The following is a 10,794-nucleotide window of genomic DNA, read 5'->3' on the forward strand; positions in this document are numbered from 1 at the left end:
GGTGTGAGACTCCTGACAGGGATATTTAATGTGTTGGCCCACAATCGAGATGCTATGCGCTACGCGGAGGTCAGCCTTTATCCCGGCCCCGAGGGATTTCACCCAGCAGACCGAAAACTGGTCGACAGCGGTGCTGTCCAGCGAACTGCCATCCATCACGTCAACCAACTCGACGACGGCACTGTCGTGGTACTGTACGAACTTCAGGGCAGACAATCACAGGTCGAGGCGGTGCTTTCGTCGGACCAGGATGTGCTGGCCTACACTCTCTCACCTGAATCCAGCGCTGATACTGCCCGGGGTCACTCGAACGGTGCCGACAGCCAGCAGACCCTGCATACTCACATCCACATCGACCCTCCGGAGACGATGCTGTCGGTGTTTCGGTTGCCACAGGAGCACAGCCTCGTCATCGATACACCGATCGAGTGTCTCTCAGCAGGCGGTATTACCGTCCGGGTCATCGGTGACCAACCGACGATTACCGACGCCGTTGGCAGTCTTCCGGAGCAAGTCGAGACGGAACTGCTCGCCACGGGCGAGTACCAGCCCAGAGCGAGAACGCTGTACTCTCAGTTGACCCCGCGCCAGCAGGATATCCTCAGGACTGCAGTCGAGGCCGGCTATTACAGTGTTCCCCGGGAGACGACCCACGAGGAACTGGCAAACGAACTCAACATTGCGCCAGTTACGGTCGGTGAGCACCTCCGTAAAATCGAAGCACGAGTGCTCGGTGAACTCGTCCCTTCAGTTGCCTGAGCGAGGACATATTAGTGGCATTATACCACCTTATTTCGGTATAGGACAGCAAGCCTATTTCAGGAATAGCCTGATATGGCTGGGGCACTTGTGTACTTGTGATATGACAGACCGACGCATGGAGACTGGTCAGGACGGTCTCGCAGACCCCGCAGACGCACGGTCGAACTGCGGGGTTGGCGTCGTGATGGACCTCGATGGCGGGACGAGCCACGAGGTCGTACGCGACGGACTCGAACTTGTCGAATGTATGGAACATCGCGGGACGACTGGTGCCGAAAAAGAAACTGGTGACGGTGCTGGTATTCTCCTGCAGATTCCACACGAGTTTTTTGCTGACAGTTTGGACGTGGACCTCCCGGACCCCGGTGAGTATGCCGTTGGCTCGCTCTTTCTCCCACAAGAAGACGAAGCCCGCGCAGCACTGAAAACCCGCGTCGAAGAGCTACTGGAGGAGGAAGGACTCGACGTCCTCGCCTGGCGAACGGTTCCGACAAACAACGACGGACTGGGACAGACCGCACTGGACTCCGAACCCGAAATCGAGCAGATTTTCGTTACCTCTCAGGACGACGTGAGCGAGGATGAATTCGGCCGCCAGCTATACGTCGGCCGAAGCGTCGTCGAAACCACTATCGAAGACGAAGCCCCAGACGGCAGCGACCGCTTCTACATTGTCTCGATGGACCGCAAAACAGTCGTCTACAAGGGACTGCTCAAGGCCGAGCAGGTGGAGGACTACTTCCCCGACCTCTCCGACGACCGGATGCGCTCGACGTTTGCGATGATCCACGCCCGTTTCTCGACGAATACACTCGGCGCGTGGCACCTCGCCCACCCGTACCGCAACATCATCCACAACGGCGAGTTCAACACGATTCAGGGCAACATAAACTGGATGCGCGCCCGTGAGACGGACATTCAGGACGAGGCATTCGGTGACGATATCGAGAAAATAAAGCCGATTATCGACGACCCGAACCAGTCTGATACCGCAAGCGTCGACAACGCGCTCGAACTCCTGATGGAGTCCGGACGCTCGCTCCCACACGCGCTCCGAACGCTCATTCCGGAAGCGTGGCGCGGTGACCAGAACAACGTTTCGGGCCAGCGTCGCGAGTTTTACGACTATCACGCCTCGCTGGTCGAACCGTGGGACGGCCCAGCGCTGGTTGCAGCCACTGATGGCGAACGCGTCGGTGCAGTGCTGGACCGCAACGGACTCCGGCCCTGCCGCTACGACGTACTGAAGGACAACACACTCGTCATGTCCTCGGAGGTTGGCGCGCTCAACTACGACGAGAGTGAAATCCGCGAGCGCGGCCGACTCTCGCCCGGCCAGTGTTTCCTCGCCGACCCGGAGAAGGGCCGAATTGTCCCCGACGAGGAAGTCTTCGAGGGCCTCGTCGACGACAAGTACGGTGAGTGGGTCGAACAGGAACAGGTCGAAATCGAGGACATCTCACCCGACGACGACAACACGCCACAGCACTCAGTCGATGAACTTCGTGCGCATCAGGCGACTCACGGCTACACCTACGACGAAATCGACCACCTGCTCGAACCGATGGCCGAGAAGGGGAAAGACCCGATTGGCTCGATGGGTGACGACACGCCACTGTCGGTGCTCTCACAGTTCAACCGGCCGCTCTTTACGTATTTTAAACAGCTGTTCGCACAGGTCTCGAACCCGCCGCTGGATTACATTCGTGAGGAACTGGTAACGAGTCTGGAAACGCGACTGGGCAACCAGCGCAACCTGCTCGACGAGACGCCGGAACACGCCCGCCAACTCGTCCTCGACTCGCCAGTCCTCACCGACCAGGAGATGGACGGCATCAAGAACGTCAGTAAGAACGGCATGTCGACTGCCGTCGTCGATATCACCTACGACGACGAAGAGACTGACCTCGAAACTGCCGTCGAGAACGTCCGCGAAGCGGCCTCCGAAGCCGCTGAAGACAACGACATCGTCGTCCTCTCTGACCGGACGACAGACCCCGACAGCGTGCCGATTCCGTCACTGCTCGCCGTGGGCGGCGTCCACCACCACCTCGTTCGCAACGGCCAGCGCAACCATATCGGACTCGTGCTCGAATCAGGCAGTCCGCGCGCAGTCCATCACTTCGCGACGCTGATTGGCTACGGCGCAGGTGCAGTCAACCCGTACCTTTCCTACCAGACGATCACCGACCTCGTTGCTGGCCCTGACGGCGCAGACCCGAACAAAGCCATCGACGCCTACATCAACGCCGTCGAGGACGGACTGCTCAAGACGATGGCGAAAATGGGGATTTCGACGGTCGAAAGCTACCAGGGAGCCCAGATTTTCGAGGCTGTCGGCCTCTCCTCAGAGCTCGTCGACGAGTACTTCGAGGGGACGGAGAACCGCACCGAAGGAATTGGACTCGACGAGATAGAATCCGACCTGCTCGACCGTCACAAAGTCGCCTGGAACGACGGGGACATAGAACGCGTCGGCGAGTACGAGAACCGTACTGGTGGCATCTACCACCAGTGGAACCCGGAGACAGTCAGCACGATTCAACAGGCTGTCCGACAGGGCGACTACGAGACCTACCAAGAGTTCGCTGAACTGGTCAACAACCAGCAGGAGCAACTCGCCACACTGCGTGGGCTGCTGGAATTCGCCGACGAAGACCGCGAATCGATCGACATCGAGGAGGTCCAACCTGTCGACTCCATCGTCGAACGCTTCGAGACGGCAGCGATGTCACTCGGCTCGCTGTCGCCCGAAATGCACGAGAACAACGCCATCGCGATGAACCGAATCGGCGGCAAATCCAACACCGGCGAAGGTGGCGAACCACCCGAACGGTTCGGAACAGAGAAGGAATCACACACCAAGCAGGTCGCGTCCGGCCGGTTCGGTGTTACCTCGACGTATCTCACCGCGGCCGACGAACTGCAGATCAAGATGGCACAGGGCTCCAAACCCGGCGAGGGTGGCCACCTGCCCGGCAAGAAGGTCAACGAGATGATCGCACACGTCCGGTACGCAACGCCAGGCGTGGGGCTCATCTCGCCACCGCCGCTGCACGATATCTACTCTATCGAGGACCTCAAGCAGCTCATTCACGACCTGAAGGCCTCGAACCCCGACGCAGACATCAACGTCAAACTCGTCGCAGAGGCTGGCGTTGGCATCATCGCGGCTGGTGTGGCGAAGGCAAACGCCGACGTCGTGCACATCTCCGGTGACTCCGGCGGGACCGGAGCCTCGCCGAAAACGAGCATCAAAAACGCCGGTGTTCCGTGGGAACTCGGCGTCGCCGAGGCCAACCAGCTACTCTGCCAGACTGGTCTGCGAGACAGGATTCGCGTGACGACTGATGGCGGAATGAAGACCGGTCGCGACGTTGCAATTGCCGCGCTGCTCGGTGCCGAAGGCTACACCTTCGGGACAGCGTCGATGGTCACCTCTGGCTGTGTGATGGCCCGGCAGTGTCACGAGAACACCTGTCCGGTCGGTATCGCAACCCAGAACGAGAAGCTGCGCGAGCGCTTCCCCGGCCAACCACAGCATGTCATCAACTACATGACCTTCATCGCGCAGGAACTGCGCGAGATTATGGCTGAACTCGGATTCAGTTCCATCGAAGAGATGATTGGTCGCGTCGACATGCTCCAGCAGCGCGACGACGTTACCGAGGAGAAAGCGAAGAAACTCGACCTCTCCTCGCTGCTGGTCGAACCCGAGCGTCCGGAGGGAGTCGACCGCTACAAGACCCAGAAGCAAGACCACGATGTGGACGAACAACTCGACTGGGAACTCATCGACGAGGCGAGTGACGCGATCGAACACGGTGAGCCGACGACGCTCACGAAGGAAATCGAGAACGTCAACCGCGCCGTCGGCGCGACGCTGTCGAACGAAATCTCTTCACACCACGGTGTCGAGGGCCTGCCTGAAGACACGCTCACGGTACGGTTCGACGGCACCGCAGGCCAGAGTTTCGGCGCGTTCACGCAGGACGGTGTCACGATGGAACTGGTCGGCTCCGCCAACGACTACCTCGGCAAGGGACTGTCGGGCGGGAAACTGGTCGTCCGGCCACCTGAGGAGGCAACCTACGACGCCAGCGAGAACATTATCACCGGCAACGTCGCGCTGTACGGCGCAACGCAGGGGGAGTGCTACGTCAACGGTGCCGCAGGCGAGCGCTTCGCCGTCCGAAACTCCGGCGTCAAAGGCGTCGTCGAATCAGTCGGTGACCACGGCTGTGAGTACATGACCGGCGGTGCGATTGCCGTGCTGGGCGAGACGGGCAAGAACTTCGCGGCCGGGATGTCTGGCGGCGTCGCCTACGTCTACGACCCCGACGGCTCCTTCGCCGAGCGTGCGAACACCGGAATGGTCTCGCTGTCGGGAACGCTCGAAGAAAAGGACCGTGAGATGCTGACCCGACTGGTCGAAAATCACGCTGCCTACACGGACTCAGAGCGCGCCGACGAACTGCTCGCCAACTGGGACGACGAACTCGAACACTTCACGCGCGTCATGCCCGACGCCTACGCGGAAATCATCGAGGACCGCGAGCGCGACGATGTGCGCAACGAACTACCCGAATCCGCAACGCTCGAAGCGGGTGACCTGTCGGCGACGATGCGCTCGAACGCAGACTGAGGTTCTGCCGGGACCGCGGCGTTTTCAACCCGGCCGCGTGAATCGTGGGTATGGACACGGCACTCATTATCGGCGGAACGCGATTTATCGGCCGTCACCTCACAGAGGAACTGCTCGATTCCGGCTACGACGTAACGCTGTTCAACCGCGGGACACGCGAGAACCCGTTTGCTGACCACGACGACGTCTCACAGTACACCGGCGACCGGACCAGTGGTGCCGCGCTGAAGGAAGCCAACGAAGCGGTTGCGCCCGACTTGGTCGTCGACTGCGTGGCCTACTACCCTGGTGAAGTCGATATGGCCGTCGACGTGTTCGATGACGTGGAAGCGTACGTCTACATCTCCAGCGGCGCGGCCTACGAGCCAGATACGATTCCCAAGCGCGAAGACGAAACGGCGCTCCGGCCCTGCAGCGAGGAGCAGGCCGTTGACGATAGCCACGAGACCTACGGCGCCCGTAAAGCCGAGGGTGACCGAATCGTCTTCGAGGCAGCCGAGGAGGGGGTTAACGCGATGAGCGTGCGACCCACTATCGTTTACGGTCCGTACGATTACACTGGCCGGTACAAGTACTGGGTCGACCGTATCAAATCGTCCGACCGCGTGCTCGCCCCCGGCGACGGCACCAACATCCACCATCTCGTCTCAGTCTACAACACTGTCCGAGCGATTCGGCAGGTGGGCGAACACGGTGTCCCAGGTGAGGCCTACAATGCCGGTGACCACCGTGTGCTCACGCTCCGGGAATTGCTCGAACAGACTGCAGACGCAGTGGGGGCCGACCCAGAGTTCGTCTGGGCAAACGGCCGTGAACTCGCGGAGGCAGAGCTTGCACCGACCGATTTCCCGCTGTACAATCCGAACGTCCACATCCTCTCGACAGAGAAGCTGAAAGCAATCGGCTGGGCGCCGGTCACCCCCGCGGAGTCGATCGAGCGGACGGTCCCGTGGGATGGCGAAACAGAGCGAGACCCGGGACCAGACCGTGCGGCGGAACAGGAGGTGCTCGATTCGTTGTAACTTACGTCGATTGAGACCAACATCACTCAGTCCGCGTGGTCCGATCGTGTCGTGTCGCCGCCGAGAGCCGACAGCCCTGCCCGATACGTGCGGCCGACGAGTTGGCTCACGCTGTCACGGCAGACAACGATCAGTCCAATTCCGAGCAGGAGATAGACCGCGGTGAAAGCGTACAGCACCATGACGCTGAGTTCCGTCGCGGTCGGGTCGGCGTAGCTTTGGATGATGTAAAACCGTCACCTCACGACGAAGTTCCTGCGGGTCTGTGCTGGAATCGGTGGAAGTGATGACGTAGTCGACGATCTCTCCCATGGTCACGTATCCTTCTGCACGGAGCAGGTACGTGAGGACGTAGCGTCGAGCAGGGTGAGAAATGACGGTGAAGATGGTATCCCCCACTCTGATTCACTCGTGGGGCCTTCCCGGCGTCGTACAGCAGGCTCCGGACTGCAGTCCGTTCAGTTTCAGACAGTAGCGTCGACATTGTCTGAGAGTTATTCGAGCCGGTTGGTGGGTCGTTGTTGTTCGTAGTTGCTGGGCCAGTTCGAGTATCAAATCTGTGCGATACACGGTAACAGTTATTCCCTCCCCCTGACGGATACACGTTGATTGGTGACACACTGCAGTGCTATTGCGGGGTAGTAACATCTCCGTGCGCGTAGCCTGCTAACCACTCACATTTGCACCCAGACCGGCGTCAACTGCTCATCGTTCCCTGCCAGCGATGACTATTAACCGCTTGTCGAAGGGAGAGACACCTGACGAACAACCGTAGAAACTACTCATCGTCGGGTGGGCGGGCAACCGAACCAGCGAGTTTGCTGGCTACCATCGTCGGGAGGTCGCCAGGCGTCGTGACGAACTGGTCGACGAGCACCATCGCCACCGCCACGCTCAGAAGACTGGCGCCAATCACCAGATTCCCACGGACCAGCAGTTCGATCCCGGCGAGTGCGAGTGGCGCTGCGAAGACGAACGTGGCCGCCGAGCCCAGCAGATCCAAGATTCCCCACGACATTACTGGGTCGTAGTCGCGGTGTGAACAAAAGCCACGCGGTTGGCTCTGTTCTCGCAGTCAGGAAGTTCTGGCGGGCAGAAGACGGTTACTAGCTCACTAGCTAAGTACCCCACTACGCAATAGCGACGGTATATCGAGCGAGGCCACTCACCAACACACCCAGAACTCCCGCTACCGTGTCAGTGCAAAAGCCCTTCTGACGACAGATGAACGGATACTGATCGTCAACGAACGCCACGGCGATGGACAGTGGTTCTGGACGCTGCCCGGTGGCGGTGTTCGCCCCGATGAGACACCCCCAACGGCGCTGGTACGGGAACTCCGAGAAGAACTGCAGTGTTCGGCTCAGATCCGGTCACAGCTCAGAACACTGTGGTACGCACATGTGAGCGCCGGCCGGGCCGTCTCCAAGTGGCAACTCTTCCACTGCCGCCTAACCGCTCCAGCCGTCCCAAATCTGTCCGCCAGTATTCTGGACGCTCGATGGGTGACCGTCGATGAACTTCCACCGAACACGCTGCTCCCCGCTCGACACCTCCTCGAAACGCTCTCCCTACCGACGCTTTCCTGAGTAGTGGTCGCCTCCTAGTTGCCACGATAGTTGTGACTAATACGATACTACTGTATCTGAACGATCACTGAGGGCTGCTGCTGGAGCTGTGCAGAGAATTGCCGCCGAACGCCGGCAAATCGACTCAAATTCTCCCAATTTCGAGCACGACTGGCCGGTCCACGTCGTCGTTGATTCGCTCGAACTCCGAGCGCATGATAGCCGTGGCTTCTGGTTCACGGGTCCCGAAATGAAACAGTTCTGAGGAAATACCAGGGTTGCCAGGCGAGAGAAGCATATAACAGTCGGGGGTAGGTGTACGGTAGTTCTCGTCTGTGAGCATCGACAATAATTCTCGCGTGGCTTGCCGGTCGAGTTGCGAACGACACGAAACGTTCACGGGATACGTTCGCAGTAGCTCTCGGAGAAATAACCTGTTATAAGTCTGTGAGAGCAGTCACAACGTCCGCTACCGAAAACAGATGCACGTCGTCTCGGGTCTGCGCGGTTTCTTCCAGTGCATCGGTGAATCCAGACCGACTAAACAGACAGTACTGTCGGGCTGCTTCCGACTCGTTCGGTGCTGTCCACTCAATACGTTCCATTCTGGTTTCGACATCGTCCAGGTGTCCCGGATGCATCGGACTCGCGGTGAACTTTGACTCACCACCGATGATGCGCCCAGCGTGATCGAGCCCAACGACATCCAGTTCCCCCTCCGAGTCCCACCACCCACCAATCCGACTGAACGACGCCTCCGGGAACAGCACCGGGAGCGCGTCACGGCACACTCCCTCGAAGACGCGGCCAACGTAGGCCGGAAAGTCCGGGCGAATCTGCTCCGTGAACGGATCGTCAGCAGTGATGTGCTGCGGGTTCTTCCCGTAGAGGAACCGGAACCAGAACCGGAACAACGGTTCCTGAATCCGATATCGTTTCGGGCTCGACGTCTCCTCTGTAACCGGTTGGTCTTCTTCGATCACCCGGAGTTGTTTCAGTCGCTCAGCGTACCGCCACACCCCACGCGAGTCATCGAACCCAGCGTAGTCGGCGATCTCGCCCGTTTCGCGGTTTCCATCAGCGAGCGCCCGGAGAATACTCATGTATCGCTCCGGTTTCCGCACACTCTCAGTCTGAAGAATGGTCTCCGGCTCACCGTGCAGGCGGCCGTGCTGGCTGATAATATGCCGGTTTACGTTCGTCGCAAGCGACTCGTCCGGCGAAATGAGCTGGAGATAGAATGGTGTCCCGCCAAAGATACTCCAACTTTCGAGAACCCCAATCGGGTCGTCCGTCGTGGCAGGGTAGTACGGGGCTGCATCACCGAGCGAGAGCGGTGCGAGATCCAATCGAACCGTGTCTCGGTTGTACAGCGGGGCATCCTGCTCCGTGATTTTGTTCGTCATGATGCTGATTGCCGACCCGACTAAGACAAGCGTCATCTCCGTCTCTTCGAGTTCCGTGTCCCACACGCGCTGGAAGTTCGTGGGAACGCTACTATCTGCCTCAACGAGGAACGGCCACTCATCGATGATGACCGTGGCGTTCTGATCGCCGAGATACCCGAGCAGTGATTCCCAGTCCTCCCGAATCCGCTCAATTCCTGGATACGCCCCTTGAGCTTCCTGGATGAAGTCAGAGATCTGAACCGCGGCAGTATCCCGTGTGGCCTGGTAGTAGACGGTATTCTCGTCGGGGATTGATTCGCGGACAAGCGCCGACTTTCCAATTCGCCGGCGTCCCAGGACGACGATGAACTCAGCGGACTCGCTCTCGTAAGCCCGCTGAATCCGCGACAGCTCTTCCGAACGGTTGACGAACGAGGGTGGCATGCACGGGTATCCGCTCTCCGATTTCATAAATATTCCGACGGCTGAACACAATATGTCTGAACACGATATGTCTGAACACGATTTGCATAATTTGAGCTATCATCTCGATCCCGAGTATTGCGTTTCAGGAGACTCATCAGTAGGCAGCACTGCTATTTTTCGGGTAATTTCTCAGTTCCTCGCTGGTAGTCGCATTTTCTGATAGGTCTCAGTAGTAGATCGGGGTCAGAATCCAGGGGTGAAGCGTCAAAGCTGGATGAATCCGTGAACGCTTAGCGGGGCATTCGCAACTGAACTTGCCGAAGTTGATATATCGTTATATACTTTATCTGTGGCAGAGCCACGAATTCTGTGTGAGAAAATGGCAATAAGAATGAAGTGATTATGCCTCAGGCTAATATATTCTGCGCGGTCAGAATGGTGAACCGATCCATGGTTCACACACATCGAAAACTTGGCTCTCGTCACTTCAGAACCGGCCCCTGTGTTGAAATTCGGCCTTGAGATCTGTTTTGGTTTCAACCCCCCTGTGAGTGGGAACTACGAGGACAACACGTAATTCAGAAACATATGCCACGATGTAGTAACCCCGACGTATGGGTCTGGTCGACGAGAAATTCGAGATCACTGGTGTTTCTCTACGGTCTGCGTACTTGTTTCTCCAGTTGATGGTACTCCATTTCGTCGCTGTGATTGGTTCCATGTGGGGCGCAATTGGATTGCCTATCGTCGCCCCCGCATTCTTCCTAGCCGTTTACGCGATGTTGAGACAAGTTGAGGGAGTGGTCACAGATTCTCTCAACCGCTAACTGATTGCGCGGTCAGGTACGTTTAGTCCTGGTATTGGCTGCTTAGAATGCCGGACGAGGTGCTGAGTGAGGTAGGCAGAATAGAGAGTTCACGAACCAATCCGTGAGTAGCACGAGTGAGTAAAGGTACAGTCCTCCCATTAGACTCGAAAGGGT

General features: G+C 58.6%; 9 protein-coding genes. 4 read left to right on the top strand and 5 right to left on the bottom strand.

Annotated elements, in window-relative coordinates; all coding sequences use genetic code 11:
* Nucleotides 1-54 precede the first annotated feature (54 nt).
* The 3 genes from ACMGFM_RS03770 (at nt 55) to ACMGFM_RS03780 (ending at nt 6,429) form a co-directional block, all read left to right on the top strand.
* A complete protein-coding gene (locus tag ACMGFM_RS03770; protein WP_436901107.1) occupies nt 55-759 on the top strand; it encodes a helix-turn-helix domain-containing protein in 705 nt (234 codons plus the stop codon).
* A 103-nt stretch (nt 760-862) separates the two neighbouring features.
* On the top strand, nt 863-5,407 hold the full coding sequence (gltB, locus tag ACMGFM_RS03775) for a glutamate synthase large subunit (protein WP_436901108.1): 4,545 nt from the start codon (nt 863-865) through the stop codon (nt 5,405-5,407).
* Nucleotides 5,408-5,457: 50 nt separating this feature from the next.
* Nucleotides 5,458-6,429 carry an NAD-dependent epimerase/dehydratase family protein gene (locus ACMGFM_RS03780; protein WP_436901109.1) on the top strand — a complete coding sequence of 324 codons (972 nt, stop codon included), beginning with the start codon at nt 5,458-5,460 and terminating at the stop codon, nt 6,427-6,429.
* 26 nt (nt 6,430-6,455) lie between these two features.
* Here the strand turns inward: ACMGFM_RS03780 and ACMGFM_RS03785 are convergent, their stop codons facing one another.
* The 3 genes from ACMGFM_RS03785 to ACMGFM_RS03795 all read right to left on the bottom strand — a co-directional run bounded on the left by ACMGFM_RS03785 (nt 6,456) and on the right by ACMGFM_RS03795 (nt 7,447).
* A complete protein-coding gene (locus tag ACMGFM_RS03785) occupies nt 6,456-6,611 on the bottom strand; it encodes a hypothetical protein (RefSeq protein ID WP_436901745.1) in 156 nt (51 codons plus the stop codon).
* Nucleotides 6,544-6,828: a DUF7344 domain-containing protein gene (locus tag ACMGFM_RS03790; RefSeq protein ID WP_436901110.1), complete on the bottom strand. Its 285-nt coding sequence runs from the start codon at nt 6,826-6,828 to the stop codon at nt 6,544-6,546. Before ACMGFM_RS03790 ends, ACMGFM_RS03785 begins: the two co-directional genes overlap by 68 nt.
* 379 nt (nt 6,829-7,207) lie before the next feature.
* Complete coding sequence (locus ACMGFM_RS03795) at nt 7,208-7,447, bottom strand: DUF7533 family protein (RefSeq protein WP_436901111.1); 240 nt, start codon at nt 7,445-7,447, stop codon at nt 7,208-7,210.
* Nucleotides 7,448-7,577: 130 nt separating this feature from the next.
* On the opposite strand from ACMGFM_RS03795, the gene ACMGFM_RS03800 reads away from it, so the two are divergent.
* Nucleotides 7,578-8,018: an NUDIX hydrolase gene (locus ACMGFM_RS03800; RefSeq protein WP_436901734.1), complete on the top strand. Its 441-nt coding sequence runs from the start codon at nt 7,578-7,580 to the stop codon at nt 8,016-8,018.
* A gap of 124 nt (nt 8,019-8,142) precedes the next feature.
* Here the strand turns inward: ACMGFM_RS03800 and ACMGFM_RS03805 are convergent, their stop codons facing one another.
* On the bottom strand, nt 8,143-8,295 hold the full coding sequence (locus tag ACMGFM_RS03805; RefSeq protein WP_436901112.1) for a hypothetical protein: 153 nt from the start codon (nt 8,293-8,295) through the stop codon (nt 8,143-8,145).
* A 139-nt stretch (nt 8,296-8,434) separates the two neighbouring features.
* A complete protein-coding gene (locus ACMGFM_RS03810) occupies nt 8,435-9,829 on the bottom strand; it encodes an ATP-binding protein (RefSeq protein WP_436901113.1) in 1,395 nt (464 codons plus the stop codon).
* Nucleotides 9,830-10,794 lie beyond the last annotated feature (965 nt).

The organism is Halovenus halobia, assembly GCF_051414135.1.
GTDB classification, from domain to species: domain Archaea; phylum Halobacteriota; class Halobacteria; order Halobacteriales; family Haloarculaceae; genus Halovenus; species Halovenus halobia.

Excerpts from the sequence above, each read along its gene's own strand:
- ACMGFM_RS03810 (WP_436901113.1), bottom strand. The coding sequence starts at position 9,829 with ATGCCACCCTCGTTCGTCAACCGTTCGGAAGAGCTGTCGCGGATTCAG.
- ACMGFM_RS03805 (WP_436901112.1), bottom strand. The coding sequence starts at position 8,295 with ATGCTTCTCTCGCCTGGCAACCCTGGTATTTCCTCAGAACTGTTTCAT.
- ACMGFM_RS03770 (WP_436901107.1), top strand. The coding sequence starts at position 55 with ATGCGCTACGCGGAGGTCAGCCTTTATCCCGGCCCCGAGGGATTTCAC.
- gltB (WP_436901108.1), top strand. The coding sequence starts at position 863 with ATGACAGACCGACGCATGGAGACTGGTCAGGACGGTCTCGCAGACCCC.
- ACMGFM_RS03780 (WP_436901109.1), top strand. The coding sequence starts at position 5,458 with ATGGACACGGCACTCATTATCGGCGGAACGCGATTTATCGGCCGTCAC.
- ACMGFM_RS03785 (WP_436901745.1), bottom strand. The coding sequence starts at position 6,611 with ATGGTGCTGTACGCTTTCACCGCGGTCTATCTCCTGCTCGGAATTGGA.
- ACMGFM_RS03795 (WP_436901111.1), bottom strand. The coding sequence starts at position 7,447 with ATGTCGTGGGGAATCTTGGATCTGCTGGGCTCGGCGGCCACGTTCGTC.